This is a genomic window from Streptomyces sp. NPDC040622 (genome assembly GCF_055593965.1).
Window position 1 is genome coordinate 941,593 of record NZ_JBVIXD010000001.1, and the last position, 25,963, is coordinate 967,555.

The following is a 25,963-nucleotide window of genomic DNA, read 5'->3' on the forward strand; positions in this document are numbered from 1 at the left end:
GGAGCGGGCTCAGACGGCCGACCCGATGTCCCGCCGGGCCCCGGGCGCGCTACCCCGGGCACGGCGTTGCGTCGCCGCGCGGGCCAGCACCTTGCCGAGGACGGCGGGGTGGAAGAGGAGCGTCGGCGGGGACACCATGTTGATCACCCGCACGAAGCGTGCCCAGACGCGGGGGTCGCGCACGGCCACCTCGAAGAGGTGGTGGTTGTACCAGTGGGTGAACCGGGCCGGAAGCGGCCGGTCGCGCGGGTCCCACATCAGGTCGGAGTTGCTGGACAGCGCCCAGGGGGCCTGCAGGATGCGGGCCACCCCGCGCTGGTAGGCGCGGCTCAGTCCGTCCAGGCCCTGCGCGCGCGCCCGGCGCCGCACGAGCGAGCGGTGCAGCAGGTCGGCCTCCAGGGCGGCCACCGTCAGGCCCTGGCCGTAGACGGGGTTGAACACGCACACCGAGTCGCCCACCGCGAGGAGCCGTTGGGGCCAGTCCGTGCAGGCGTGGTACGCGTTCCACCGGCTGTCGACGTTGGCGTAGCGGTGCACGGGTTCCTGGCGGAGGCGGCGCTCGATGCGGTCGGCGAGGTGCGGATTGCCCAGGGAGCGCGCGAAGTCCAGGTAGCCGTCGTCGTCGGTGGGCGGAACCTGATCCCCGTATCCGAAGAGGGAACACGTCCAGCGGTCGCGCTCGACGGCCAGCAGCACGCCGCCCCGCGCGACCGTCGGAGCGAACGTCATCTGGTAGGCGATCCGGAAGTCCGAGGGCGTCTGCGGCGGGCGGTCGAAGTGCATCGACGTGTACGTGATTTTCGCTTTCACCTCGCGCCGCTCGGGCACCCGCACCCCGAGCGTGGCGAGCCAGGTCGGCAGGGAGCTGGACCGTCCGGAAGCGTCCACCACCACATCCGCGTCCAGAGAGGCGAGTTCGCCGGCCGCCCCGGCGCGGTACCGGACCCCGGTCACCGTGCCGGGGCGGCCCATCACCAGCTCCTCGCAGCGCGTTCCGGGCAACAGCGTCACGCCGGGGAGCTTCAGCACCCTGCGGCGCAGGCACCGTTCGAGTTCGTCGCGGGTGAACGACTGGATGCGCACTCCCGTACGGTGTCGCGGGGCGAAACCGGTGGGCAGCAGGAAACTGATGCTCTCGCCGTAGTCGAAGACCGGAGCCCCCTGCTCCTGCAACTCGGCGCGCAGCCCCGGAAAGTGCCGCTCCAGGACCTCCGCCCCCTTGGCGAGCAGCGCGTGGGCGTGGTGGCCCTGCGGCGCATGCGGATGCACCCCGGTGTCCGCGTCCACCGCATCCCGCTCCAGCACGGTGACCTCGTCGAAGTGGGAGGCGAGGACGCGGGCCGTCACCAGGCCGGCGTGACCGCCGCCGATGACGACTGCCCTGCCCCACCGCGCGGGCGGAACGGATCCGGGACTGCGCATGTAGGCACCGCCTCTCGGCCGGGGGATGCCGTGTGCCCGGCCCCCGGCGAGCCGGTGCAGGAGAGGGAGTTCGCCTGCGCTGCTGCTCATGGTGGGGCGTCGGCGCTCCGCTCCGGAAGGCCGCTTTGAGGCACGCCACCCGAACGAGGAGTTCCGTGATCACCGCGCCGGAATTCGGTGCCGGAATTCGGTACCGCAGTTCAGCGCCGCAGCTCCGGCGGAAGCTTGACCCGGCGTCGCGGGACGCTGTCGTCGGTGGCCCGGCCGCCGTCGGTGACGCGGAGTCCGGCTGCCCCGCAGGCGTACGCGAGATCGCGCGCGGTGTACGGGGCGTCGGGGCCCGTCTGCCAGAACCGGAAGTGCCAGTACGCGGCAGGGTCCGACGGGTCCGGGGTCAGGCCGATCTCTTCGTGCCGCTCGATCCTGCCGTCCCTGGCCAGTGTGCCGTGGGTGCCGCCCTTGGGGTTGAAATACACCCCGTAGGCGGTGGTGCCCACCGACAGCGTGCGCAGCACGTCGTCGTCGCTCGGCATGTACCCGTCCTGCGTGACGACGGTGCCGCCGGGGCTGCCGGGCTGGCCGGTGACCGCCACGAAGTGGAGGGAGGCGTCGTGGTCGTACATGTCTTCGTCGCCCGCGGAGTCTTCGCAGTCTTCGGAGTCCTCGGAGTCCTCGGAGTCTTCGAAGGCCTCGGAGTCCTCGGCGAACAGGGCGTGCTCCGAGGGGACGTGGGGGCAGCGCTCAGGGTCCCCGCCCAGACGCCGGATGACCTCGTCTTCGTCCAGGCCGCGGACGAAGGCGATGCCGAGCCCTTCGCTCCACGCCTCGTCGTCGAAGGACCGGACGAGGGCGTCCGCGGCGCGGAAGGCGGCCGACTCCTCGGGTGCCAACTCCACCGCTCCCGGCAGACCGGCGACGAGAGGAGCGAGCGGTGTCGTCAGCAGCAGCCGGCCCGGCGACCACGGCCCGCTCTGCGGTGTCCAGACATCCGCGCCGGCCTCGATCAGCGCTCGGACGGCACCCTCGTCCCCTCGGCAGACGGCGTGCCAGAGTGCGGTGTGCCCGTCGCCGTCGGGTGCGTCGACCCGCGTGACGTGCGGGAGCAGTGCGGCCACCGCTTCCGCGCCGCCCCGCTCGGCCGCCAGGTGCAGGGGAGTGGCCCCCGACCAGGTGGGATCGTCGACCGGTGCGCCTCCTTCGACGCGGGCCCGGATCAGGGCCGCGTCGCCCCAGCCCTCGTAGCCCATGTGTTCCCAGTCGGCCCGCGGGACGTACCGCTGCCGCGCCCTCTCCTCCTCCCGCAGCAGTGCGCGCTCGCGTCTGGACACCGGCCGCGCGAGGAACTCCGGCGCTCCGCCCATCCGCTGGAACACGAGAAACGCCGACTCTTCGGTCGGCGGGCGCGGCGGCAGGTCCGGCCACACTTCGACAGCGCACTCCGCCGCGGCGCGCAGGGCGTCGGTGTCGACCGGTGTGCTGGTCTCGGGGATGTCTTCGTCCGGCCACTCCACCACCAATCGGGTCTCCCCGGGCGGGGGCAGTTCCGGCAGGTACAGATCGACTTTGGCGGTGAAGAGCGAGTGGTGCAACGCGCTGGAGTGGCGGTCCAACGGGATCAGTCCGCCCGGTGTCCCCGGGTACGCGACGGCGGCACGGAGCGCCGCGGGGCCGACCACGGCGGGGACCTCCTCGCGCGGCTCGTCGAGCGACGTCACCCGGCGGCCGTCGCCCAGCGAAAGCCCCACCCGGAGCCCGGACTGACGGCCTTCCCGTGTTTCGCGCCAGTGCACCGGCCGGTGCACGACGAGGTGCAGCGTGACCGAGTCCGGCCACACCGACCAGCCGGTGGCCAGCACCTTGGCCGCCGGCCCGGCACCGGCCACCGCGAGCTGCGACACCAGCGCCGGTACGAACCAGTCCGCCGGCGGCCGGTCGCGGCCCGCGTCCTGGCCCGGCGGCCCCAGTCTGACCGCCTCGTCCCGCGGCCCGGCCGGCTCTTCGGGCAGCACCAAGTCGTCAAAGAATCCCATGCCTTCATGCTGGCAGCAGGGTCTGACAACGGACGTCGCCTCGGCCCCGGTGAGCAGCGAGGTCAGCCCCCGGCCGGCACCCGACTCCGCTCCGCGCAGTCCAGCAGCGTCGGCAGCGCCCGTTCCAGCGCGTCGACGCCGTGCGCGTACGGCAGGCGCAGCCGGTCCCTGAAGCCGTCCACCGCCGAGAACGCGGAGCCCGGGACGACGGCGACGCCCTGCCGTCGCGCCAACTGGGCCAGCGCCTCCGTGTCGGTGCCCGGTACCCGTACCCACAGGGCCGGGCCGCCCGCCGGGCGGTCCCACTCCCAGTGCGGGGCGCGGGATGCCAACAGGCCCTCCGCGCCGGCCAGTTGCTCGCGGAGTGCGGTGCGGCGCGCGGCCCGTGCCTGTGGCAGTCCGGCGAGGAGCCGCACCGCCACCAATTGGTCCACGACCGAGCACGACAGGTCCACCGACGTCTTGATCTTGCCGAGGCGCGCCACGATGTGCGGCGACGAGCGCACCCAGCCCACCCGCAGACCGCCCCAGAACAGCTTCGACAGCGTGCCCACCGTGATCGTGGACGCCATCGGGAGCCGGGCCGCCAGCGGTACCGGCGCCCCGTCGCCCGCCAGGGCCAGCTCCGCGCACGCGGTGTCCTCGACGGTGACCAACTCGCGTTCACCCAGCGCCGATGCCCACTCCCGCAGCGCGGCAGCGTCCAGACTGCGGCCCGTCGGGTTGTGCACGGCGGGCTGCAGGTAGACCAGCCGGGGCCGCACCTTCTTGCCGAGCCGCCGCAGCGCCGACGCGTCCGAGCCGTCGCCGCCCGCCCCGGGACGGTCACCGCCCACCGGGACGAGCCGCGCGCCGCGCGAACGCAGCGCCTCCAGGGCGCCCCGGTAAGTGGGGTTCTCCACCACGACCGTGTCGCCCGGGTCGACCAGCGCCTGCGCGACCAGCCACACGGCCTGCTGCGAACCTGCGGTGACCAGGATCTGCTCCGGCTCCGTGGGCACCCCGGCCGCGCGGTAGTAGGCCGCGATGCCCTCGCGCAGCTCGGGCAGGCCGTGCGGCAGGTAGCCGTCGGCCCGCAGCAGCGCAGAGAGGTCCGCGCCGGACAGCGCGCCGACCGCGTCGCCCACCGCGCCGAGTCCGTCCAGCGCGCCGCTCGACAGGTCGGCCAGGCCCGGCCGTTCCCCCTTGCCCGACAGGTCGGCGCGGCCCGTGCGCGCGTCGAAACTCGCGAGCCGGCCCTCACCGCCCGCCCGTTCCGGTGACCCCGACCCGCGCAGCCGCGAACCGCTGCCCCTGCGGCTCTCCAGCCAGCCCTCGCTCTCCAGGAAGCTGTACGCGGCCGTGACCGTGGAGCGGCTCACGCCGAGGACGCCGGCCAGTTCGCGCTGGGAGGGCAGGGTCGTGCCGGGTGCCACGTCCGCGCGTTCGGCCAGCTCCCGCAGCGCGGCCGCGAGCCGCCGCGGAAGCGGACCCGAGCCCTCCGATGACCAGCCGGTGAGCAGCCGCGACAAACGGGCCGTCGGGATCTTCGCCATGTCCTCATCTTCGCCCATGCGCAGGCCAATCGGGCCCCACTGGTCGTTGTCACCGGCACGGCCCGGCCGCAGGATCGGCACCACCGGGCACATTGAGGAGTGTGAAGGACATGGCGACCGTGGTCCTCGTCGGAACGCTGGACACCAAGGGCGAGGAGTACGCGTGGCTGCGCGAGCGGCTCCGCGAGTACGGCAGCGATGTCCTCCTGGTCGACGTCGGCGTGCTGCCGCCGCCCGCCCAGGCACCCGCGGCCGACGTGCCGGCCGACGCGGTGGCGCGCGCCGCCGGGCACGACCTGGCGAAACTGCGGGCCGCGGGCGACCGGGGCGAGGCGGTCGTCGCCATGGCCGACGGGCTGACACGCGTGGTCCTCGACCTGCACCGCGAGGGCAAGCTGCACGCGGTGCTCGCCGCGGCCGGCAGCGGTGGCTCGGCCATCGCGGCACAGGCCATGCGGGCCCTGCCCATCGGCGTGCCGAAGGTGCTGGTCAGCACCATGGCGGGCGGCGACGTGGCGCCGTACGTCGACAGCAGCGACCTCACGATGATGTACAGCGTCGTCGACATCTCCGGCATCAACTCCGTCTCGCGCCACATCCTCGGCAACGCGGCCGCCGCCGCGGCCGGCATGGCCCGCCGCCAGGAGCGCAACCACGAGGAACTGGCGGGCCCCCGGCGCAAGGTCGTCGCCGCCACCATGTTCGGCGTGACCACGCCCGCCGTGGACGCGGCCCGCGCCCGCCTCGCCGAACTCGGCTACGAAGTGCTGGTCTTCCACGCCACGGGCGCCGGCGGCCGCGCGGTGGAGAAGCTCGCCGCGGACGGCCTGCTGGACGGCGTGCTCGACCTGACCACCACCGAACTCGCCGACGAACTCGTCGGGGGAGTGCTCAGCGCGGGCCCCGACCGGCTCACCGCCGCGGGCGCCGCCGCCGTGCCGCAGGTCGTCGCCCCCGGCGCCCTCGACATGGTCAACTTCGGCCCCGAGGCGAGCATCCCCGAGCGCTTCGCCGGACGGCGGTTCCTGGTCCACAACCCCACGGTCACGCTGATGCGCACGACCGCGGAGGAAATGGCCGCTCTCGGCGCCACCCTCGGCCACAAGACCGCCGCGGCCCGCGGGCCCGCCGAGCTGTTCTGGCCCCTGCGCGGACTCTCGGCCGTGGACATCGAAGGCGCGCCCTTCGCCGACCCGGCGGCCGACACGGCGGGCCTCGACGCGCTGCGCACCACGCTGCGGGGCAGCGGCGTACGCCTGCACGAGGTCGACGCCCACATCAACGACGCGTCCTTCGCCGTCGCGATGGCCGACCGCCTGCACCAGCTGATCGGCGAACGCGCCGCCGCACCGGCCGCCCGCTGACCCCTCACCCCTTCCAGGAGCACCCGGAGCACCCCATGAACCGCAAGGAAGCACTCGCCCGGCTGCGCGCCCAGGTCGCCGCGGGGCGGCCCGTCATCGGCGCGGGCGCGGGCACCGGCCTCTCCGCCAAGTGCGCGGAGGAGGGCGGCGTCGACCTCCTCATCATCTACAACTCGGGCCGCTACCGGATGGCGGGCCGCGGTTCCCTTGCCGGGCTGCTGCCCTACGGAGACGCGAACGAGATCGTCGTCGACATGGCCCGTGAGGTGCTGCCCGTCGTCCGGGACACCCCGGTCCTCGCCGGGGTGTGCGGCACGGATCCGTTCCGGCGCATGGACCTGTTCCTGGACCAGCTGAAGGCCATGGGCTTCGCCGGCGTGCAGAACTTCCCCACGGTCGGCCTGTACGACGGCACGTTCCGCGTCAACCTCGAGGAGACCGGCATGGGGTACGGCCTGGAGGTCGACATGGTCCGCGCCGCCCACGAACGCGACCTGCTGACCACGCCCTACGTCTTCGACCCCGAGCAGGCCGCGGACATGACGAGGGCGGGTGCCGACGTGCTCGTCCCGCACGTCGGCCTCACCACCAAGGGATCCATCGGCGCCGGCACGGCGATGACCCTCGACCGGGCGGTGACCGTCGTGCAGGAGATGCACGACGCCGCCAAGCGTGTGAACCCGGACGTCCTGGTGCTCTGCCACGGCGGGCCCATCGCCGAGCCCGAGGACGCGCGGTACGTCCTGGAGCACACCGAGGGCGTCGTCGGCTTCTTCGGCGCCTCGTCGATCGAACGGCTGCCCACGGAACGGGCCGTCGTCGAGCAGACGAGAGCCTTCAAGTCCCTGGGCTCCTGAGGCGCCGCAGCGTGCTGGCGGCACCCGTGCGGTCCAGGACCTCACCAGAGGCGAGCGCCTCGCCGGGCCAGGTAGCGGAAGGGGCTGACGTCGGAGCCGTAGTGGCGCCGGGCCCGTACCTCCAGATGGAGGTGGGGTCCGGTGGCCCGCCCGGTGCTGCCGCTGCTCCCGATGCGTGTCCCTGCCCGGATCCGGGAGCCCCTGCGCACCCGGATCCGGGACAGGTGGCCGTACACCACGAAGTGCCCGTCCGGCATGCGTACGGTGACGGCGTTGCCGTACGCCCCCGACCAGCGGGCCAGCACCACGAGCCCGCCGCCCACCGCGTACACGGGGGTGCCCGTGGGGACCGCGAGGTCGATGCCGGTGTGGTGGCCCGCGAGCCAGTTGCCGCGCACGCCGTAGCGGGTGGTGATCCGGTAGCGCCGCCGCAGCGGGAGCGTGAACCGGCCGCGGGGTCCTTCCGGTGCGAGACCGCGGGCCTCGTCGTCGGGGAACTCCGCGTCGGCGTCGGCGAGCGCCGCCTCGAACTCGGCGTCGTAGGTGGCCGCACAGGGGTCGTCCGACTCCTGATCGGCCCTCGGGGCGGCCGCTCCCACGGAGAAGGCGCCGCCTGCCAGCAGCACTGCGGCCATGCCCAGTGCGTCACGTCGTGTGGTGCCCGCTCGAGGCGGGCCCTCTATGTCGTAGTCCACCTCAGCAAGCACACCGTCAGGGGCGGCGGAGCGCACGTCGGCTGCGCCATCCGGTGGACGCGGACCCGCGCGGGCCCACGTCCACCGGGCCGGAGATGCCCCTGGCCCGACGGGCCCTCCGGGGCCGCCGCACCGCCCTGTCCCTGCCCCGCTTACCCGCTCAGGATCTGGAGCGTCATGCGAACGTGCTCATCGCGTCCGAGTTCCGCACCCCCCACCGACCGTGCTCGTGCCCGCGCCCGGTCCCGTGCCCGAAGGCGTCGCCTTCCCGCTCCCTCGCTGGAGTCGGGGTGGAACTCCTCGACCAACGGAGGCAAGGAGCCCAAGAGTTGGGGCCCGCCGCCCGCGTAGCCGATGGGGCTACAGGGCTATCCACTCCGTGGCGGTGGTCACCTCGTCCAGGACGTCGGGCAGGGGATCGATGCCGATGCCGGGGCCGGTCGGGACGTCGAGATGGCCGTCGTCCAGGACGAACGGCTCCGTGATGTCCGTCGCGAAGTAGCGGTGGGAACCCGAGGTGTCGCCCGGCAGTGTGAAGCCGGGCAGCGCCGCGAGCGCGATGTTCGCGGCGCGTCCGATGCCGGTCTCCAGCATGCCGCCGCACCACACAGGGATGCCGTGGGCGCGGGCGATGTCATGGATGCGGCGGGCCTCCAGATAGCCGCCGACCCGGGCGGGCTTGACGTTGATGACGGAGCAGGCGCCCAGCGAGATCGCGGCCGCCGCGTGGGCGGCGGACTCGATGGACTCGTCCAGGCAGATCGGCGTGCGAAGCAGCTTGGCCAGCTGTGCGTGCTGCACCATGTCGTCGTTGGCGAGGGGCTGTTCGATCAGGAGCAGGCCGAAGTCGTCGAGCTTGGCGAGGTGCTGGGCGTCGACGAGCGTGTAGGCGGCGTTGGCGTCGACCTGGAGGAGCAGGTCGTCGCCGAAGCGTTCACGGACCGCGCGCACGGGCTCGATGTCCCAGCCCGGCTCGATCTTGAGCTTGATCCGGACGTACCCCTCCTCGACGTATCCCGCGACGGCGTCCAGGAGTTGGGGGACGGAGTCCATGATGCCCACCGACACACCACAGGGGACACGGTCGCGCGCGGCGCCCAGGTGGGAGCCGAACGACTCGCCGGTGCTGCGGAGCCGGGCGTCGAGGACCGCGGTCTCCAGAGCGGCCTTCGCCATGTGGTGGCCGGTGAAGGGCGCGAGGGCCCGGCCCACGCCCGCGGCGTCCACGCCGTCCTTGGGCAGGGCGGGGACGAGGAACTTGCGCAGGACGTCCTGGGCCCCGTCGACGTACTCGGCGCAGTAGCGGGGCTCGGACATCGCGGCGCACTCGGCCCAGCCCTCCCCGTCGGCGGTGACCACACGGACGAGAAGGACGTCACGGCTGGTCTCGACGCCGAAGGAGGTGCGGAACGGCGCGACGAGCGGCATCGCGATGCGGCGCAGTTCGACGCCGGAGATCTTCGTCCTGGTCACTGGTGGCTCCCGGTGGGCAGGTGTGCGGGGGTGGCGGGGAAACGGTGGACGACGTAGCTGCGCCGGTCGTGGAAACCGAGGACGCGGGCGCCCTCGGCCAGCAGACCGCCGAGGGCCTCGCGGACGGCGATCCGCCAGTCGCGGGCCGCCGCGGGGTCGGTGCGGCGCAGCGCCTCGATGTCGTCCGGCAGGTCGACCAGGACGAACTCGGCATCGGTGGAGCGCGGTTCGGGGCGCCCCGCGCGCTCGCGCACGGCGTGCTTGGCGCCTGCGGGCAGCGGGATGCCGGTGTGACCCGAGGTCGGTGGCGGGGACGACAGGTCCCAGGCGGTCAGGACCCGGTCCGACTCGTCGCCGCCGTTGATGGCGTCGTCCATGGCGCCGTAGAAGGACTGCAGGTACTCCTCGGGACGCGCCCCGAGTTTGGTGAGGTTGAAGTGGGCGTTGCGGCGGATGAGGGGGTCGTAGGTCCAGGTGATGCGCTTGAGGCCGCGGTCCAGAGCCCACTGGCGCTGGTGCAGTTTGAGGGCCAGGCCGATGCCGCGGCCCATCGCGGTGCCCGTGATGTGGGAGTGCAGGGTGGTGCCCGCGGGCACCCCGAAGAACGCGACGGTGGCGCCCGTCAGTTCGCTGTCCTCGTACGCCCCGGCGACGTAGTTCCCGGCGTGCGAGAGCGCGCGCATGACCTCGGCGTTGATCGGTGCCGTGGCGGGCTCCGTGCCCCAGACGTCGGCGTACAGGCGGCAGACGGTCTCGAACTCCTCCATGGTGCGGAGTTCGCGGATGACGGGGTGGTTCACAGGATCGCTCCGACGAGGTGGGCGAGGAGTCGGGCGCGCGGCGGCATGGCGGCGGTCACGACGTGCTCGTGGTCGGCGTGGGCGCCGTCGCCCACGGCGCCGAGGCCGTCGAGCGTCGGGCAGCCGACGCCCGCGGTGTAGTTGCCGTCGGACGCGCCGCCGACGGCGGCCTGCTCCAGGGGGCCGAGCCCGGTCCTCGCGGCCACGTCGCAGGCCAGCGCGTACAGGCTCCGGGAGGCTTCGGCGTCCAGGGGCGGGCGGTTCGGGCCGCCGGAGACGTCCAGGCGGGCCTCGGGGTGGTGGGGCGTGAGGGCCTTGAGGAGACCGTCGACCGCGTCCTGCGCCGCCGGGGTGGGAACCCGCACGTCCATGCTGAGTTCGGCGCGGGCCGGGACGGTGTTGGTGGTCGTGCCGGCCGACATCACCGTGGGGGTGATGGTCGTCCCCGGGCCGGTGCGGCTGTTCACCGTGTCGGTGATGTCCCGCAGGGCGAGCAGGTGGTGGGCCAGCTCGGTGGCGGCGTTGACGCCCTTCTCGGGGTCAAGGCCGGAGTGGGCGGCGCGGCCGTGGACCGTGAGGCCGTAGTGGGAGACGCCCTTGCGGCTGGTCTTGAGGGCGCCACCGCTCGCCGAGGCTTCCAGGACGAGCGCGGCCCGGCACCCGCGTGCCGTGTCCTCGATGAGCGCGCGCGAGGTGTCCGAGCCGACCTCCTCGTCCCCGGTGACCAGGACGCTGACACCGTCCAGGGAGGGCAGCAGGGCCAGGGCGTGGAACATCTGGACGAGACCGGCCTTCATGTCGAAGACGCCGGGGCCGCGGGCGATGCCCTGTTCCACCGAGAACGGGTGGGTCTTCAGGCTGCCCATGGGCCAGACCGTGTCGTGGTGGCCGAGCAGCAGGACGCGCGGGGTGCCGAAGGTCCACTGCAGGTGGGTGACGCCGCCGGTGACCAGCGTCCGGGGCCGGGCGCCGAGCATGCGGCTGCCCTGCTCGGCGACGACCCGGGCGCTGCGGGCCACGGCCGCGTGGTCGGCGGAGTACGACTCGCAGGTCACGAGTTCTTCGAGGTCGGCGAGCATGGCGTCGAGGGGCGGCGCGGGGTGGGAAGGGTGGTCGGCCTGCACGGGGGAGTCCTCCAGAGGGTGGGATGTCCACCACGCTAGGCAGGCCGCCGGGCACGGAGTTGGTACGAGAGACACAACCTTGGCCGCGGATTCGTACCGGGGAACGAAGGCGGCGCCGCGCACGCCGCCGCGGCGGGCTCCGGGTCAGCCCATGTGCGCACTCATCACGCGCCGGAGGTTGCCGCCGAGGACCTTGAGCACGTCCTCCTCTGCCAGCCCCCGGTCGAGCAGTGCCCCGGTGACCAGCGGCATGCCCGCGGGACCTTCGAGGCCGGGAAAGTCGAGGAGCGGGTCCTCGTCGCCGAGGGACTCGCAGCACGGCGGGGTGAGGTCGGCCATGACTTCCTGGATGAAGTCCGCGCCGATCCCGACATGGTCGATCCCCGCGACGGAGGCGATGTGCTCGACGTGGTCGGCGATGCGGTCGACGCTCACCTTGTCCCGGTCGTCGGTGAGGAAGTCCGGTATGAAGTTCACGCAGATCACCCCGCCGGTCGCGGCCACGCCCCGCAGGTGTTCGTCGGGGAGGTTGCGGTGGTGGTCGCGCAGGGCGCGGGCGCACGAGTGGGTGGCGAGCAGGGGGCGGCCGGCGATCTCCAGGACGTGAGAGACGCCGCTCGCGCTCAGGTGGGAGACGTCGAAGAGCATGCCCAGGCGTTCCATCTCCCCGAGCGCCCGGATGCCGGGAGCGGTCAGCCTGCTGCCGGTGGCGTCCTCGCAGCTGCCGTCGGCGAGCGGCGTGCGGCCCCAGTGGGCGATCGAGGCGATGCGGACGCCGAGCCGGAAGAGGGTGGCGAAGAGTTCCACGTCCGCGTCGATGCCGGGGGCGCTCTCCAGGGCCAGGACCAGGGCGATCTTGTGCTGGGCCAGGGCCGCGTCGATCTCGGCGCCGGACCGGCACAGGGCGACGTGGTCGGCGTTGCCCTCCGCGAGGACGTGGGCGCATTCGATCATCCGCAGGGTCTGGCGGAGGGCGCCCTCGGGCCGGTACTGCTCGTCGATGAAGACGGGGAGCACCTGGATGCCGATGCCTCCCTCGCGCAGCTGCGGCAGCCAGCGCTCGCGGAAGAAGTCCGCCCAGCGCCGGGGCGGCCGGGCGGCGACGGCCATGAGGAGGTCGTTGTGCGCGTCGGCGACGACGGCACGGGTGTGGAGGTCGTACGGCATGGCGGAACCTTTCGTCGGGGAGGGCGGCTGGTGTCGACGTGCCCTCGCGGCAAGGGTGGTGCGGTTCGCCGGAGCCGGACGGAGGGCGGCTCCCCTTACTCCGTGGGGGGCCTCCCGGGCCGGGACTCGCCGCCCTCGTCGTACAGGCCCATCAGTCTCAGCTGCAGCATCGCGGCGAACCGAGCGGACGGGTCCCGCAGGTCGATCTGCCCCACTTCGGCGACGCGGCGGATCCGGTAGCGGAAGGTGTTGGCGTGGACGAACACGTTCGCCGACGCGGTGATCACATCGCCGAACGCGTCGAGCCAGGCCCGCAGCGTCTCGACCAGGTGGGCGTTGTGCCGACGGTCGTAGGCCGCCAACCGGGCGATGGGGCCGGACAGTTCGTCCCGGTTGGCGAGCGCGAGGTCCCGCATCTCGATCAGCAGCGCGTCGATGTGCACGTCCGCGATGGCGGCGACCCGTCGCCCGCCGCGACCGCCGAACAGCACGCGCAGCGCCCGGTCCGCGTTCACCCGTGACCGGGCGAGAGCCGCGGGTTCGGTCGCCACCGAGCCGATTCCGACGGCCGCGCCGAGCCGGTCGCCGGTGCGCTGCAGGAAGTTCGCCGCCACCTGCTCGGCCCGCTCCCGCGCGGCCGCCGAGTCGTCCGGCACGGGGAACAGCGCGTAGGCGACGTCGCCGAGCAGCGCCACCGCGGCCCGTGGCCGCACCGCCGTGAGGTGGACGGCCAGCGCGCCGGTCAGCCGCTGGCGCTCGGCCGTGAGCCGGGCGTGGTCCCGGTCCTCGGCGGGTTGGAGTCCCATGGCCAGGACGAGGAGGGGCTCGTCGGCGAGCCCCAGTCTGCCCAGCGCCCGGACCGCTCCGGCGCCGCCCTCCAGGGCCGTGGTCACCAGATCGGCGCGCAGCCGGTTCTCGGCGTCGGCGCCCGCGCGAAAGCGCAGCATGTGCAGGGCCACCAGCTTGGCCGCCTCCTTGAACGCTGCCTCCCGCTCCGGGGTGAGGGGCTCCCGCAGCGCCGCCCAGACCGATCCGAGGATCTCGTCGCCGGCCCGGACGGCGATCGCCACGCGCGGCAGCGCCACCTCGTCGCCGAGGGCCGGCGGCGGGATGTGCACCGGCTGTTCGCTCAGGTACAGCTCCTTGAAGACGCCGTGCTCCTCGTGGATGCGCAGATAGCGCTCGGGCACCCGCCGGGCCAGGATGCTGGCCACGCGCGCGGGGTCCGCCTCGTCCTGGCGCCCGGAGAAGGCCAGAATGCGCGAGCTCCGGTCCTCGATGGTGACCGGTGCGTCCAGCAGGGTCGCGATCGCGTTCGCCAGCGCGAAGAGGTCGCCGGACGGCACCCCGCCCAGGGTCTGCTCCTCGACCTCGCCCACGTCGCCCTCGGCCAGTGCCGTGCGCAGCATCGCCGCGAGCTGGGCCCAGGAGGCCCCCCGTGTCAGGGCGAGCAGCGCGATCCCGGTCTGGGCGGACACTTCCGCGAGCTCCGCGCCGTCGAGGGGCCCGCGCACGACCAGCGCAGCGGCTCCGGCGGCGTCGAGCTCGCGCATCAACTGCGCGATCCGGTCCGCTCCGTGCACGCCGACCCCGAGCACGATGGCGCGCTGCGGGTAGTGCTGCTCGTCGTACGGGTCGTGGATGCCGACGCCGCCGAGCTCGCCCGCGCGGGCGGGGTCACCGTGCAGCAGATCGAGGAGGGTGGCGCCGAAGTCCTCCAGTACCCGGCTCAGGCTGCGGGCGGGGTGCGTCGACATGTGCCTGATCATCTCCGCAGGTTAGGGCCGGTGCGGTCGTACGTATTCGTGCGTGAGTACGAGATTACGCGGACATGTCCGTGCGCCGGAACGAAAACCCCGGGGCAACGGGCCAACCCTGCGCGGAGGCACCTCCGTCGCGAACGCTAACGTGACGCCTCGGCACGACCCTCACCTCGCGCTCCGACCAACGGGGAACCACATGTTCACGCACCGCAGGAACCGCACGACCCTCCTCATCGCCGCGGGCACCGCCACGCTCGCCCTGACGGCCGCCGCCTGCTCGTCCGGTTCCGGGGACGACGTGAAGTCCGGGGACGGGAGGACGGCAGCCGACCGTGCCCCCGAGGGCCTGGTCGGCCAGGACGAGGCGAAGAAGATCGTCGACCACTACGTGAAGGTCAACAACCGGGCCAACGCGCAGCGCGACAGCCAGATCCTGTCCGCCGTCGAGGGCGGCGGCCTCCATCAGAGGAGCGCGAACACCTACCAGCAGGACGAGCTGCGGACCGCCAAGGAAAGGGCCGAGGGCCGCGAGCCCTTCGACTACGTGAACCGCGAGTACCTCGTCCCGTCCGCGAAGAGCGGCGCGACCTGGTTCGCGTTGCGCGCCGACACCAAGGACCACAACGGGACCTCGGCCAAGTCCAGCCGTGCCACCGTCGTCTTCGAGAAGGACGGCGGCGACTGGAAGGCCGTGTGGAGCGGCTGGACCAACAAGAAGGACCCCAAGACGCCCCCACTCGCCAAGGACTCCGACGGCTTCGTGGTCCCGGTCACCGACACGGCCGAGAAGAAGGGCGTCCTCGCGCCGGACCGGATGGACGACGCGCTGGTGGCGCTCTACTCGGGTGACGAGAAGCTGGGCGCGAAGGTCGGCGCGAGCCCGACCGCGAAGTGGATGACCGAGTTCCCGCTGGAGCAGAACAAGATGCTCAACCCGGGCGGCAAGTCGGAGTTCAAGGCGGGCAAGACGGACCACAGGACGGTCTACGCGCTGCGGACGCGGGACGGCGGCACCCTGACCTTCTTCAACGCCGACGTCCAGGAGTACATGCACGCCACCGACCCGGCTGCCCGCATCACCCCGTCCCCGCAGATCGCCCTCCTCGCCGGCAGCAAGAAGCCCGAGATGATGTTCCTCGTGGACTACCTGCACCAGGGGAACGCGTACATCCCTGCCCGGGGCAAGGTCAGCATGGTCACGGACAGCTGGGACATGATCAAGGCGCAGGGCCCGCGGCGCGGCCTGCTCTGAGCCGCTGACCGGACCGTGGTCCGGACACGGACCGTGGTCCGGACGCTCCGGAGGGCACGGGGACTGCCCGTCGGGGCAACCGGGTCTGCCCGGTGGCCTCCTGACGGGCTCCCCGGGCTCTCCTAGCGTTGTGGGGTGAGCCTTTGGACCTCCCTGGAACCCGTCTCCGCGACCGTCGACCCCGGCAACAGCACCACGGTGCGACTGCGGGTACGCAACACCGGTGACATCGTCGACGAGTACCGCCTGGACCCGGTCGGTGACCTGGCCCCCTGGACCACTGTGGAGCCGCCGGTGCTGCGGCTCTACCCAGGGACGATCGGCACGGCCGAGGTGACCTTCGCACCGCCTCGTACCTCCGACGTGAGCGCGGGACCGCATCCGTTCGCGGTGCGGGTCATGCCGACGCAGCACCCGGGCGCCGTCGCCGTGCCCGAGGGCAGCCTCACCGTCACGCCCTTCACCGAGCTGCGCGCCGAGTTGGTGCCGCCGACGGTGAAGGGATGGTTCCGGGGACGGCCGCAGCTGGCGGTCGACAACCTCGGCAACACCCAGGTCACCGCGTCGCTCAGCGGCAATGACAACGGGGACCGGCTGTCCTGCGAACTGGATCCCGGCAACGTCCAGATCGAGCCGGGCCGGGCCGCCTTCGTGCGGGCCACGCTGCGGCCGCAGCAGGTCACCTGGTTCGGGGGCAAGCAGGACGTGCCCTACGCGCTGGCCGTGCGGCGCTCCGGCAGCGAGCCGCTGACCGTGGACGGAACCTTCGTGCAGCGCGGGATCCTGCCGGGCTGGCTGGCCGCCTGCGTCGGTCTGCTCCTCGCGATGACCATCGCGTTCGTGACGGTCTGGCTGACCTACCGGCCCCAGATGCAGACCATGGCGCAGGAGAAGCCGCAGGCCGCGGGCAACGTCGTGCCGGACAGTCCGTCCCCGCCTGCCAGCAGCGCGCCGCCCCCGTCCGACGACAAGAAGGACAAGTCCCCCGACAAGTCCGAGGAGGAGCCGCCGAAGGATCAGGGAGGCGGAGGTGGTGGGGACGAAAAGCCCAAGGAGGAGCCGAAGACGGCAGCCGACGCGGTGCGCGAGATCGCCGCCGACGGCGGCGGGCGGCACATCTGCTACCGGGCCTACGTCGGCGACGCCTGGCAGGACGCCGTGTGCGACGGCGCCGAGGCGGGCACGGCCGGCGAGGGCACGCCCATCAAGGCGCTCAACATCGCGGTCTCCGGCACCAACGGTCTCTCCGGCGCGGGTGCCTTCGTGGACGTGGGCTGGCGCGACGGCGACAAGTGGGCCAAGGGGGAGGACGAGAAGGACATGTTCGTCGGCAGCACCGAGGCCGCGGACGCTCCCCTGCAGGGATACACGATCCAGGTCTTCGACGGCTCGGTGTGCACCGACGCCTATGTGCGGGACAAGGAGTGGCTGGGCGAGACGTGCACCGATCCCGGCCAGTGGAAGTACGGCGGCAGCCCGATGGAGCTGAAGCTCCCGCTGGAGTCGGTCCGCTTCACCGTCTGATGTCCGGCCGGGTGGGCGTGGACGCCCACCCGGCCACCGGGCGGCGGGGTTCGCCGTGCGCGATCGGCCGGGCCGCTCAGATGTAGCCCTCACGCACGGCGTACGCCACCACGTGCGCCCGGTTGCGCAGGTGCAGGCGGGTGGTGAGGCCGTACATCACGTTCTTGACGGTGCGTTCGGAGTACGACAGCTTCGTGGCGATCTCGGAGGTGTCGAACCCCTCCGCCACCAGGCGCACCACGTCCACCTCGCGCTTGGTGAAGCTCAGCAGGAACCCCGGCTGGTCACCGCCCCGGTGCAGGCGTCGTACCTGGCCGATGAGCTGGCCCAGGAGGTCCGCGGGCAGCTGACCGCCGCCCTTCGCGGCGGTCAGCACCGCCTGCACCAGGCGCGGGGCGGTGGCCTCGCGGCGCCAGACGACGGCTCCGACACCGCACTCGATGACGTCAAGGAGCTCGTGCTCGCGGACCGTGCCCGCGATGAGCACGCCTCTGGCGCCCTCGCTGCGCACCGCGCGCCGCATCCGCGTGAACGCGGCGGCGTCGAGCGTGTCCTCGACGAGCAGGGCGACCGTGGCCGGGCTCGCGCCGCCGCACACCTCGACCTCGGGGTAGCGGCGCAACTGGCTGATGACGCCCTCGCGGCTTATCGGGTCGGGCGCGGTGACGGCGACCCGCACCCGGTTCGTCTTCGAGGCGGGGGCCGCGGGGCCGGCGGGGGCAGGGGACGAGCTGGACAAGGTTCTTCCTCACTTCTGCGGCAGCGGTGGGGGACCGTGCCGGGGCCCATCTACGGGTCATCGACGGTGTGGGGCCCGCGGGAACGGTCCGCGGGCGCCGCTCGCCCGACCGTGCCGGTCGCCGCCGGTGCCCGAAGGCCCGGCGGCGACCGGTGGTGGTCAGGAGCAGGACTTGTAGAAGTGCTTCCAGCCGTCGGTGGGCATGGCCGGCGGCTCGGCGGGGGTACCCGTGTCGCCGTACTTCTGGTCCTGGTCCTGGTCGTAGTCGCCCGGGCCGCTGCTCGCCTTGGACAGGCGCACGCTGCGCTCCAGCACGCCGTCGCCGGCGTTGGCGAGGACGGCGAGGTCCGGGTAGGCGTCGTCGCCGTAGTTCGCGACCCGCAGTTCCTTCGCCTCGCGCACGTCGCCGATGTCGAGGTGGCGGGTCTGGGCCGAGCCGAGGTTCGTCCGCTTGAGGGGGCCCTTGCGGAAGTCGGCGACGCGGGCGGTGGCGGGGTCGTCGACGCCGGACGGCTTGACGATGTTCACGACGATGTCCAGCTTGCCGTCCTTCTGGAAGTCGGCGACCGCGGCGGTCGCGACCTCGCCGGGCTTCGCGCCGAGCAGCTTGCCGACGGACTGCTTGTCGCCGAACGAGCCGCTCGCGGTGCCCCACTGGATCGTCATCTTGGTGCCGGTGTGCCCGGGGTTGATGATCTTGTCGGCTCGGCCGTCGCCGTCGAGGTCGCCGACCAGCGTCGTGGCACCCGTCAGACACGGGGCCGCGGCGGCCCTGCCGGACTGTCCCGCGCCGCCCGAGGCCGGCGACCCGGCCGCGCTGGCCTGGTACCCGGCGACGGTCAGGGACACGGCGAGGGCCGCGACGGGGGCGGCGATCAGGCGTGAGCGCTTGTGAAGCATGTACGAACTCCCAAAGTCGTTACTGCTGAACCGTGCTCAAGGACCGGGTCCTCCTGCCGCACGCGACGCGTCGGTGCTCTTGGCGTGGGCCGCGGAGACCGCCCGGATGACCACGTTCCGAGCTTGCGGGGTGAGCTGCCCCGATCGCCACGAAAGCCGGGCAGATAGGGACACTGGAACGCAGAAACACCCTCTGACCTGGGGGAACGCAAGCCGCCTGGAACGCGCGACTGGAACGCCCTTCCTGCCCTTTTGGCGGCAGGCGCGTGAATGCGGCGGCGTCAGCGGGCGAACTTCTCCTTGGCCGCCGGGGTGACGGGGGTGAAGAAATTGACGAGATTGCCGTCGGGATCACGGAACAGCAGCGACCGGTTGCCCCACGGCATCGTGGTGGGCCCGGCGACGAAGTCACTCACGAGGCCGGTCAGATTCTGGTGGACGCGGTCCACGTCGTCCACCAGGAACTCGGTGATCACGCTGTGGTTCTCCGCCGGGCGGGCGGAGTCCGGGGCGAACAGCGGAACCGTACGGGTGCTCGCGATCGCGAGCGTGGCAGTGGGCGTCCCGAGCTCGGCGAAGTCCTCGGTGGCCCACACCGCCGGCACGCCCGTGGCCTGCTCGTAGAACGCGACGAGACGTGCCACATCGGCGGTGATGATGCGGATCGATACGAAATTCATGGAGATCTCCCTGGCTGTCGTAGGTGCCGTACAGCGCAGGCTAGGAGAAATAGTGGACAGAATCCGCCCTGTATTGGCGTTAGATTGGGAGCATGTCCCGACCCACCGGCCGTGTGCTGACACTCCTGGAACTCCTGCAGTCGGGCGGCACGCGGACCGTCGCCGAACTCGCCGACCGGCTCGGTGTCGACGGGCGCACGGTACGGCGGTACGTGGAGCAGCTGGCCGGCCTCGACGTGCCCGTGGAATCCGTGCGCGGCCGTTACGGCGGCTACCGGCTCGGCGCCGGCTACCGGCTGCCTCCCCTCATGCTCAGCGAGGACGAGGCCATCGCCGTGTTGCTCGGCCTGGCGGCCGGCCGTCGGACAGGGCTGACGACGTCGGCGGACACGGCGGGCGAGACGGCCTCGGCCAAGATCCGGCGGGTGCTGCCCCGGCACGTCGCCCACCGGCTCGACGTCCTTCTCGCCTCGCTCTCCTTCACCGACCGCCCCGGCGAGTTCGCCGCCCCGGACGCCGAAACCCTGCTCACCGTCGCCGACGCGGTGCGCCACAACCGGCCGCTCTCGATCCGCTACACCGATCGCGAAGGCCGGCGCAGCCAACGCAGGCTGCACGCGTACGGAATCGTCTCCCACGCGGGCCGCTGGTACGTCACGGGAAAGGACGCCGGACTCGACGAGGACCGGACCCTCCGCCTCGATCGCATCACCGAAGCGAGGGCCCTGCCCGGCTCGTTCGAGGTTCCCGAGGGCCCCACCCCGCAACAGCGCGTGCTGTCCAGCCTGGCCACCGCCGAGTACCGGCACGAGGTGACCCTGCGGATCCACGCGACGGCCGAGCGGATCCGGGCCCGACTTCCGGCCAGTGTGGCGGTGCTGGCGGAGTGCGAGCCGGAGCATGGGCCCGAGCCGGCGCCGGACGTGGCCCGAGACGGGGACGCGGAACGCTGGCTGCGCGTCGAGCTGCGGGCCGAGCACCTCGACTGGCTGCCCCCGGTGCTCGCCGCGCTCGACCGCCCGTTCGTCATCGAACGCCCCGATGAACTGCGCGTTCTCGTCGGCGCGTTCGCCGACCGGCTGGCGTCACGCGCCCGGCACGAGGCGTGGCGAGAAACCAACCTTGACCGCGGCGCGCCAAAGTCTATGGTCCGGACTAATCGGCAGTCGTGAACATCTGGCCCCACCGTTCGGCTCACCCACCCACGACTCCGCCCTCACCCCCGCCCCACGAGAGCACTTCGCGCTGCACACCCCCATGAAGCAATGCAGTGAAGGAGTAAGCATGGACAAGAAGCGCAAGACAGCGGCCGTGATCGGCGCAGGACTGGCGCCGGTACTGGCCCTCACGCTGCCGACGGGTTCGGCGAGCGCGCACGGATACGTCAACGCACCGGCCAGCCGCCAGGCGCAGTGCGCCGCCGGCACGGTGCAGTGCGGCGAGATCAAGTGGGAACCGCAGAGCGTGGAGGGCCCCAAGGGCCTGCGCAGCTGCAGCGGCGGCAACTCCCGGTTCGCGGAGCTCGACAACGACAACAAGGGCTGGCGGGTCAGCGACGTCAGCAGGACACAGACCTTCACCTGGACGTTCACCGCCCGGCACAGGACGGCGAACTACGAGTACTTCGTGGACGGCACGAAGGTCGCCACCATCGACGGCGGCAACCAGCAGCCCCCGCAGACCGTCTCCCACCAGGTCAACCTCGGCAGTGCCACCGGCCGGCACAAGGTCCTCGCCGTGTGGAACATCGGCGATACGTCCAACGCCTTCTACGCCTGCATCGACGTCAACATCCGCTGACTCCGTCCCGCCCGACATCCGTCGCGAGACGCTGATCCCGCCTCGGCTGCCGGGCCCCTCCCGCTCTCCGCGCGCTCACGCGCACGCCGTACCCCGCCCCTCACGCCCCACCCTCCTGCCGGACCCGCCTGCGGAGCACGCCGCCCCGCGCTTAGGGTCTGCGGTGAAGCCCGCCCGGTGGGCGCGCCGGGCGTGAGATGCGGATACGGTGCTGACGTGATGATCGAGAGGGAGGGGCCCATGCCTGGAACCGTGCTGCTCATCGCGGCTGCCCCGGTGGGCAAGGGGCGTCTGGTGGACGCCGCCTCCGTGCTTCCCGTCCTCGCGGCGGTGCCCCCGGAGACGCTGGCCGGTGCCCCGACCGCGAGCATCGTGGAACTGGCGGACCCCCTGGACCCGCAGACGGTACTCACCCGGCTGCGGGCCGCGGCCATGGCGCCGGGACCGCTGACCGTCTTCCTCATCGGCCAGATCCATCTCGACCGGCGTCAGCGCAAGGTCCACGTCGCGCTGGCCCGGACCACCACGGCCACCGTGCGCTACACCGGATTCCCCTGGCACTGGATCGCACAGGAGCTGCGGCTGCGTCCGGCGGGCAGCACCACGGTCGTCGTCGACCTGCATACCGACCCCGAGAGCTGGCAGGCCCTCGCCGAGCAGCCCCTGGACGCGGGCCCCGGCGTCACGCTGTACGGCCGCGTCGCCCCGCCGGCCAAGCGCCGCACGCCCGCGACCCCCGCGTACATGAAGGCCCTCGCGACGATCCTGCGCAGCGGCCACCGCCCGCCGCTGCCCCAACTCCATCAGCACGCCGCCGCCCAGTGCCTCGACGACGGTGCCCAGGACCTGCTGCTCGCCCACGACCCCGGCGCCCTGCCGACGGCCCTGCCCGGACCCGCCGCCGCCCCCGGACCCCTCCGCGCGCAGGCCGAGGACAACGGCATGGATCCGCACGCGGCGATCACCGCGGCGGTCGAGGCCGGCCGGCACGGGGAGGCGGCGACCCTGGCCGCGTCGTGGGAGCAGAGCGCGCTGCGCATGCACGGTCCCGGCTCCAAGGAGGTCATCCACTGGATGGAGGTGCGGGCGGATCTGGCACGTTTTGCCGGTGATCCGGCGCGCAGCTGCGAGACGTGGCTCGCGGTGGCCTCCGCCCGGCTCATGGCCGAGCAGGCTCCCGACTCTCCCGAGGTGGAGGCCGCGGCGGACCGCGCCCACCACCTCTGGGACCGCATCAAGGACCCCGAGGCCGTCCGCGCGCTCGGGCCGTCCCTGATCACCCTGCGCCGCAAGGTGCCGGGACGCCAGCGCGGCACGCTGCTGCTCGCGCAGCGGCGCCTGGAGCAGTTCCACACCCAGCGGGTCGGCTGACCGCCGCGCTCCGCGTCAGAGGGCGGTGCCGAAAGCCTGGGTCCACCACGGGCCGCCGGAGCCGTTGTGGATGCCCACGCCCAGCTCCTTGAAGTCGCAGTTGAGGATGTTGGCGCGGTGGCCGGGGCTGTTCATCCAGGAGTCCATCACCGACGCCGGGGTCTGCTGCCCGCGGGCGATGTTCTCGCCGTACGTGCTCCAGCGGTAGCCGGCCGCGGTGATGCGGTCTCCGGGATCCTTGCCGTCCGGGCTCGTGTGGTCGAAGTAGTCGCGTGCCGCCATGTCCGTGGAGTGCTTGGCGGCCGCCGTGGCGAGCTTGCCGTTGGACCGGACCGGTCCGCAGCCCGCCTTGGAGCGCTCGGTGTTGACCAGCGCGACGACCTGCTCGGCGGTGCCGCTCGGCTTCGGCGGCGCGGGGTCGGGCGCCTCCGGCTTCGGGGTCGGCTTCGGCTTCGGCTTGGCGGGCTTGGTCGTGGTGCGTGAAGGGGAGGGCTTGGGCTTCTTCTTCGTCTTGCTGGGGGAGGGCTTGGCGCTGGGGGACGCGGACCGCTCGGGCGTCGCGGAGGCGCTCTTGGAGGCCGAGGGAGGTGTGGGAGAGGCCGGGGCCGCGGCGGTGGACGGTGCGTTCTCGTCCGTGTCGGGGCCGGTGAGCAGGTGCACCGCGGTGCCGCCGATGCCGAGGGCGACGACCGCGACGGCGACGCCGGTCGCACGGTGGCGGCGTCTGGCGCGGTCACGGCGGGCCCGGGTACGCGCGGAGACCGGGGCGGCCGCAGGGGAGGCCGAGCCGACCTCGACGAGGTCGGGCGGTACGACCAGGCCGGCGAGCCCGGCGCCCACCGGGACGAGGCCGAGGCCGACCAGCAGGCCCTCGGCGGGCACGAGGTTGGACCAGTGGCCCTCGCACGCCGCGCAGTCGCGGGCGTGGCGGGCCAGTCGCTTGCGCCACAGGGCCGACGGCACCCCGTCCCAGCCGGCGGTGAGCTGTCGCAGGCCCGCGCAGGGAGGGTGGGCCGACAGGGCGCGGACGACGACGCGGGCCGTCTCCAGCTGGGCCTTCATGCGCTGCACCCGTACCGCCGCGTGCTGCGGGGACAGCTCCAGCGCGTCCGCGACTTCCGGCCGGGTGAGTTCGCCCGCGGACTCCAGCCACCACAGCGACAGCAGGGCCCGGTCATCCTCGTCCAGCCAGCGGGTGGCAGCGGCGGTCTCCCGCCGCTGCCCGGAGAGCCCGAGCCGGGTGATGGTCAGGTCCACGAAGTCCGCGCCCGGGTCCACCACGTCGTAGCCGTCGCCGAGACCGCCGCCGGTGGGTATCGCGCCCGACGCGCGTTCCCGCCAGTGACCGCGTATCTGGTTCATGGTGATGGCGACCAGCCAGCTGCGGAACCGCTCCGGGCCGCGCAGCCCGTCCAGGCCGCCGAGGACGCGGAGCATGGTCTCCTGCACCACGTCGTCGACGTCCGCGTGGCCGTTCAGGGCCCGCCCGACGATGTTGTAGACCAGCGGCAGGTACTCCGCCACCAGCGCGTCCTGCGCCCGCTGGTTCCCGTCCTGCGCTGCCCTGATCATCGCTGTGTGGCGTTCACTGCTCACGCTGGGTCCACTTTCTGTGTGGGGGGTTTCTCCTCCGACACAGGGGAGACGGTCCACACCCACGTCGATAACAGAAATTTGTTGTTCTCTGCTGACCGTATCGAGTGACGTTTCGAGCGAAGTCTGACCCTCGACATGAGGGTGAGGTCCGGATCTCGGCGTGGAGGCCGGCCCCTCAGGCCGGGTCGTCCTGTCGCAGGCTCACATGTTCCCCGAGGATCCGCACGGCCTTGGGGCCCACCCCGTGCAGCGCGAGGAGTTCGCCCGCCGTACGGGCCGCGACCCGGTCGAGTGTGGTGATCCCGGCGCCGAGCAGGGCGCGGGTCGCGGCCCTGCCGATGGCGGCCGGCAGGTCTGATCCCGCGGGGACCGCGCCCGCGTCGATCCCGTCGAGCTCCGCCGCGAGCCGTGCGGGGGCGCGGTGCCGCCACGCCGCACGGACCAGCGCGTTGAGGTCCTTGCCGCCGACGGCGGACAGCGGGCCGGGCAGGTCCGGGGCCGGGGCGTCCAGGTTCGCGACGGGCCCGGCCGGGAGCCCGAGCTCCAGCAGGCCGTCGCCCGTGACAGCGGCGAACACCGTGCCCCGCACGGTGAACACCACCCCGTCGGCGCGGGCCTCTTCCGCTGTCCCGGGAAGGGCGAGTGCCGCCTTGCGCAACTGGGCCAGTGTCGTCATCGCCGTAGCCTGCCACGCGCGAAGGGCGGCCTCGTCGCTCTCGGCGTCAGGAACCCGCCGACACCGGCGAATCGCTCCGGTCGCCCACCGACTGCTGGGCGGCGGACCTCGGGATGGGCCGGTCCTTGCGCAGCGCGTTCCAGACCTGGTGCGAGGCCTTGTCCAGCGGAAGCACCCGGCCCGCGTCCTGGGCGTCGTAGGTGACCGGCATCGTCATCATGTCGGTGCGGTCGGGGCTGATGCCCTTCAGCTCCTTGGCCAGACCGAGGAGCTTGTCCGCGGATGCCAGGTCGGAGTCGGCGCTGATCGTCTTGGTCGCGGTGTCCGCGAGGTCGTAGGAATTGGCGGGGCTGCTGAGCGGGTCGACGGCGTTGGCGCGGTGGATCAGGGCCTTGATGAAGGCCTGCTGAAGCTGGATGCGGCCGAGGTCACTGCCGTCACCGACGCCGTGCCTGGTCCGGACGAGCGCCAGCGCCTGCTTGCCCTTCAGGGTGTGCTTGCCGGCGGTCAGCGAGAGACCGCTGTTGTGGTCCTTGATGGCCTTGTGGGTGGTGATGTCCACCCCGCCGAGCTCGTCGATGAGCTTCTGGAACCCCTTGAAGTCGACTTCGAGGTAGTGGTCCATGCGGACGCCCGACATCTTCTCGACGGTCTTGACGGTGCAGGCCGGTCCGCCCACCTGGTACGACGAGTTGAACATGGCCTGCCGCGCGCCCGGCGAGCTGCCGCCGTGGGACGTCGCGCACTGGGGCCGCTCGACCATCGTGTCGCGCGGAATGCTGACGACCGAGGCCTTCTTATGGGTCTTGTCGACGTGCAGGACCATCGCCGTGTCGGCGCGGGCACCGCTCACGTCACCGCCGTACTGGCCGTGGGTCCCGGCCCGTGAGTCGGAGCCGAGCAGGAGGATGTTCATCGATCCGTCCTGCCGCTGTGCGGGGCGGTCGTGCCCGAGGGCGGCGTTCACGTCCGTGCCCCGGATGTTGCCGTCGAGGTGCTGCCAGGCGTATGCCACGCCCCCGCCGGCGACCAGGACCGCGCCCAGGGCGCCCCAGGCGGTGTAGCGCAGGGCCTTCCTCCGGGGCTTGCGTCGGGAGCCGCGTACACGCGCGGGCCCGTAGTCGGGCACCGCGGGGCCATCGACCGGGTGCGGGGGGTACTCGTTCCCGCTCTGGTGCGGCATGCGCTGCCTCTT

At 72.7% G+C, this 25,963-nt stretch carries 22 protein-coding genes; 7 read left to right on the forward strand and 15 right to left on the reverse strand.

Annotated features, from left to right (window positions below; all coding sequences use genetic code 11):
- Positions 1-9: 9 nt before the first annotated feature.
- The 3 genes from ACZ592_RS04145 to ACZ592_RS04155 all read right to left on the reverse strand — a co-directional run bounded on the left by ACZ592_RS04145 (position 10) and on the right by ACZ592_RS04155 (position 4,987).
- A complete protein-coding gene (locus tag ACZ592_RS04145; RefSeq protein ID WP_471579939.1) occupies positions 10-1,422 on the reverse strand; it encodes an NAD(P)/FAD-dependent oxidoreductase in 1,413 nt (470 codons plus the stop codon).
- 200 nt (positions 1,423-1,622) lie between these two features.
- Positions 1,623-3,452: an ankyrin repeat domain-containing protein gene (locus ACZ592_RS04150; protein ID WP_471579940.1), complete on the reverse strand. Its 1,830-nt coding sequence runs from the start codon at positions 3,450-3,452 to the stop codon at positions 1,623-1,625.
- Positions 3,453-3,514: 62 nt separating this feature from the next.
- On the reverse strand, positions 3,515-4,987 hold the full coding sequence (locus ACZ592_RS04155; protein ID WP_471579941.1) for an aminotransferase-like domain-containing protein: 1,473 nt from the start codon (positions 4,985-4,987) through the stop codon (positions 3,515-3,517).
- Between the two features lie 110 nt (positions 4,988-5,097).
- On the opposite strand from ACZ592_RS04155, the gene ACZ592_RS04160 reads away from it, so the two are divergent.
- Complete coding sequence (locus tag ACZ592_RS04160; protein ID WP_471579942.1) at positions 5,098-6,351, forward strand: Tm-1-like ATP-binding domain-containing protein; 1,254 nt, start codon at positions 5,098-5,100, stop codon at positions 6,349-6,351.
- Positions 6,352-6,386: 35 nt separating this feature from the next.
- Positions 6,387-7,208 carry a phosphoenolpyruvate hydrolase family protein gene (locus tag ACZ592_RS04165; protein ID WP_471579943.1) on the forward strand — a complete coding sequence of 274 codons (822 nt, stop codon included), beginning with the start codon at positions 6,387-6,389 and terminating at the stop codon, positions 7,206-7,208.
- 41 nt (positions 7,209-7,249) lie between these two features.
- Here ACZ592_RS04165 and ACZ592_RS04170 read toward each other — a convergent pair whose 3' ends face one another.
- From ACZ592_RS04170 to ACZ592_RS04195, 6 genes are all read right to left on the reverse strand, one after another.
- Positions 7,250-7,843, reverse strand: coding sequence for a M23 family metallopeptidase (locus ACZ592_RS04170; RefSeq protein ID WP_471579944.1), 594 nt, complete (start codon positions 7,841-7,843; stop codon positions 7,250-7,252).
- Positions 7,844-8,263: 420 nt separating this feature from the next.
- On the reverse strand, positions 8,264-9,331 hold the full coding sequence (gene menC / locus ACZ592_RS04175) for an o-succinylbenzoate synthase (RefSeq protein ID WP_471580009.1): 1,068 nt from the start codon (positions 9,329-9,331) through the stop codon (positions 8,264-8,266).
- Between the two features lie 41 nt (positions 9,332-9,372).
- On the reverse strand, positions 9,373-10,176 hold the full coding sequence (locus ACZ592_RS04180) for a GNAT family N-acetyltransferase (protein WP_471579945.1): 804 nt from the start codon (positions 10,174-10,176) through the stop codon (positions 9,373-9,375).
- Complete coding sequence (locus tag ACZ592_RS04185; RefSeq protein WP_471580010.1) at positions 10,173-11,255, reverse strand: M20 family metallopeptidase; 1,083 nt, start codon at positions 11,253-11,255, stop codon at positions 10,173-10,175. The genes ACZ592_RS04180 and ACZ592_RS04185 overlap by 4 nt, the downstream gene beginning before the upstream one ends.
- A 189-nt stretch (positions 11,256-11,444) precedes the next feature.
- A complete protein-coding gene (locus tag ACZ592_RS04190) occupies positions 11,445-12,467 on the reverse strand; it encodes a dipeptidase (protein ID WP_471579946.1) in 1,023 nt (340 codons plus the stop codon).
- Between the two features lie 95 nt (positions 12,468-12,562).
- Entirely contained in the window at positions 12,563-14,236 is a 1,674-nt protein-coding gene (locus ACZ592_RS04195; protein WP_471579947.1) for a PucR family transcriptional regulator, read from the reverse strand.
- A 190-nt stretch (positions 14,237-14,426) separates the two neighbouring features.
- Here ACZ592_RS04195 and ACZ592_RS04200 point away from each other — a divergent pair, with 190 nt between their 5' ends.
- Both ACZ592_RS04200 and ACZ592_RS04205 read left to right on the forward strand, forming a co-directional pair.
- Positions 14,427-15,482, forward strand: coding sequence for a DUF8094 domain-containing protein (locus ACZ592_RS04200; protein WP_471579948.1), 1,056 nt, complete (start codon positions 14,427-14,429; stop codon positions 15,480-15,482).
- A 135-nt stretch (positions 15,483-15,617) separates the two neighbouring features.
- Positions 15,618-17,006 (forward strand): hydrolase, encoded by a 1,389-nt coding sequence (locus tag ACZ592_RS04205; protein ID WP_471579949.1) that lies wholly within the window; start codon positions 15,618-15,620, stop codon positions 17,004-17,006.
- 76 nt (positions 17,007-17,082) lie between these two features.
- Here ACZ592_RS04205 and ACZ592_RS04210 read toward each other — a convergent pair whose 3' ends face one another.
- The 3 genes from ACZ592_RS04210 to ACZ592_RS04220 form a co-directional block, all read right to left on the reverse strand.
- Positions 17,083-17,745 carry a helix-turn-helix transcriptional regulator gene (locus tag ACZ592_RS04210; protein WP_471579950.1) on the reverse strand — a complete coding sequence of 221 codons (663 nt, stop codon included), beginning with the start codon at positions 17,743-17,745 and terminating at the stop codon, positions 17,083-17,085.
- 159 nt (positions 17,746-17,904) lie between these two features.
- Complete coding sequence (locus ACZ592_RS04215; RefSeq protein ID WP_471579951.1) at positions 17,905-18,645, reverse strand: FG-GAP repeat domain-containing protein; 741 nt, start codon at positions 18,643-18,645, stop codon at positions 17,905-17,907.
- 281 nt (positions 18,646-18,926) lie between these two features.
- On the reverse strand, positions 18,927-19,325 hold the full coding sequence (locus ACZ592_RS04220) for a VOC family protein (protein ID WP_471579952.1): 399 nt from the start codon (positions 19,323-19,325) through the stop codon (positions 18,927-18,929).
- 92 nt (positions 19,326-19,417) lie between these two features.
- On the opposite strand from ACZ592_RS04220, the gene ACZ592_RS04225 reads away from it, so the two are divergent.
- The 3 genes from ACZ592_RS04225 to ACZ592_RS04235 all read left to right on the forward strand — a co-directional run bounded on the left by ACZ592_RS04225 (position 19,418) and on the right by ACZ592_RS04235 (position 22,496).
- Positions 19,418-20,497 (forward strand): helix-turn-helix transcriptional regulator, encoded by a 1,080-nt coding sequence (locus ACZ592_RS04225; RefSeq protein ID WP_471579953.1) that lies wholly within the window; start codon positions 19,418-19,420, stop codon positions 20,495-20,497.
- Positions 20,498-20,609: 112 nt separating this feature from the next.
- Complete coding sequence (locus ACZ592_RS04230) at positions 20,610-21,125, forward strand: lytic polysaccharide monooxygenase auxiliary activity family 9 protein (protein ID WP_471579954.1); 516 nt, start codon at positions 20,610-20,612, stop codon at positions 21,123-21,125.
- A 240-nt stretch (positions 21,126-21,365) separates the two neighbouring features.
- Positions 21,366-22,496 (forward strand): hypothetical protein, encoded by a 1,131-nt coding sequence (locus ACZ592_RS04235; RefSeq protein WP_471579955.1) that lies wholly within the window; start codon positions 21,366-21,368, stop codon positions 22,494-22,496.
- 15 nt (positions 22,497-22,511) lie between these two features.
- Here the strand turns inward: ACZ592_RS04235 and ACZ592_RS04240 are convergent, their stop codons facing one another.
- The 3 genes from ACZ592_RS04240 to ACZ592_RS04250 all read right to left on the reverse strand — a co-directional run bounded on the left by ACZ592_RS04240 (position 22,512) and on the right by ACZ592_RS04250 (position 25,951).
- On the reverse strand, positions 22,512-24,092 hold the full coding sequence (locus tag ACZ592_RS04240; protein ID WP_471579956.1) for a sigma-70 family RNA polymerase sigma factor: 1,581 nt from the start codon (positions 24,090-24,092) through the stop codon (positions 22,512-22,514).
- 175 nt (positions 24,093-24,267) lie between these two features.
- Complete coding sequence (locus tag ACZ592_RS04245; protein WP_471579957.1) at positions 24,268-24,768, reverse strand: hypothetical protein; 501 nt, start codon at positions 24,766-24,768, stop codon at positions 24,268-24,270.
- 46 nt (positions 24,769-24,814) lie between these two features.
- Entirely contained in the window at positions 24,815-25,951 is a 1,137-nt protein-coding gene (locus ACZ592_RS04250; RefSeq protein ID WP_471579958.1) for an LCP family protein, read from the reverse strand.
- Positions 25,952-25,963: the final 12 nt, after the last annotated feature.

Coding starts and splice junctions, on each gene's coding strand:
- ACZ592_RS04145 (WP_471579939.1), bottom strand. CDS start 1,422: ATGCGCAGTCCCGGATCCGTTCCGCCCGCGCGGTGGGGCAGGGCAGTC.
- ACZ592_RS04150 (WP_471579940.1), bottom strand. CDS start 3,452: ATGGGATTCTTTGACGACTTGGTGCTGCCCGAAGAGCCGGCCGGGCCG.
- ACZ592_RS04155 (WP_471579941.1), bottom strand. CDS start 4,987: ATGGCGAAGATCCCGACGGCCCGTTTGTCGCGGCTGCTCACCGGCTGG.
- ACZ592_RS04160 (WP_471579942.1), top strand. CDS start 5,098: ATGGCGACCGTGGTCCTCGTCGGAACGCTGGACACCAAGGGCGAGGAG.
- ACZ592_RS04165 (WP_471579943.1), top strand. CDS start 6,387: ATGAACCGCAAGGAAGCACTCGCCCGGCTGCGCGCCCAGGTCGCCGCG.
- ACZ592_RS04170 (WP_471579944.1), bottom strand. CDS start 7,843: ATGGCCGCAGTGCTGCTGGCAGGCGGCGCCTTCTCCGTGGGAGCGGCC.
- menC (WP_471580009.1), bottom strand. CDS start 9,331: ATGCCGCTCGTCGCGCCGTTCCGCACCTCCTTCGGCGTCGAGACCAGC.
- ACZ592_RS04185 (WP_471580010.1), bottom strand. CDS start 11,255: ATGCTCGCCGACCTCGAAGAACTCGTGACCTGCGAGTCGTACTCCGCC.
- ACZ592_RS04190 (WP_471579946.1), bottom strand. CDS start 12,467: ATGCCGTACGACCTCCACACCCGTGCCGTCGTCGCCGACGCGCACAAC.
- ACZ592_RS04195 (WP_471579947.1), bottom strand. CDS start 14,236: ATGATCAGGCACATGTCGACGCACCCCGCCCGCAGCCTGAGCCGGGTA.
- ACZ592_RS04200 (WP_471579948.1), top strand. CDS start 14,427: ATGTTCACGCACCGCAGGAACCGCACGACCCTCCTCATCGCCGCGGGC.
- ACZ592_RS04215 (WP_471579951.1), bottom strand. CDS start 18,645: ATGCTTCACAAGCGCTCACGCCTGATCGCCGCCCCCGTCGCGGCCCTC.
- ACZ592_RS04220 (WP_471579952.1), bottom strand. CDS start 19,325: ATGAATTTCGTATCGATCCGCATCATCACCGCCGATGTGGCACGTCTC.
- ACZ592_RS04225 (WP_471579953.1), top strand. CDS start 19,418: ATGTCCCGACCCACCGGCCGTGTGCTGACACTCCTGGAACTCCTGCAG.
- ACZ592_RS04230 (WP_471579954.1), top strand. CDS start 20,610: ATGGACAAGAAGCGCAAGACAGCGGCCGTGATCGGCGCAGGACTGGCG.
- ACZ592_RS04235 (WP_471579955.1), top strand. CDS start 21,366: ATGCCTGGAACCGTGCTGCTCATCGCGGCTGCCCCGGTGGGCAAGGGG.
- ACZ592_RS04245 (WP_471579957.1), bottom strand. CDS start 24,768: ATGACGACACTGGCCCAGTTGCGCAAGGCGGCACTCGCCCTTCCCGGG.
- ACZ592_RS04250 (WP_471579958.1), bottom strand. CDS start 25,951: ATGCCGCACCAGAGCGGGAACGAGTACCCCCCGCACCCGGTCGATGGC.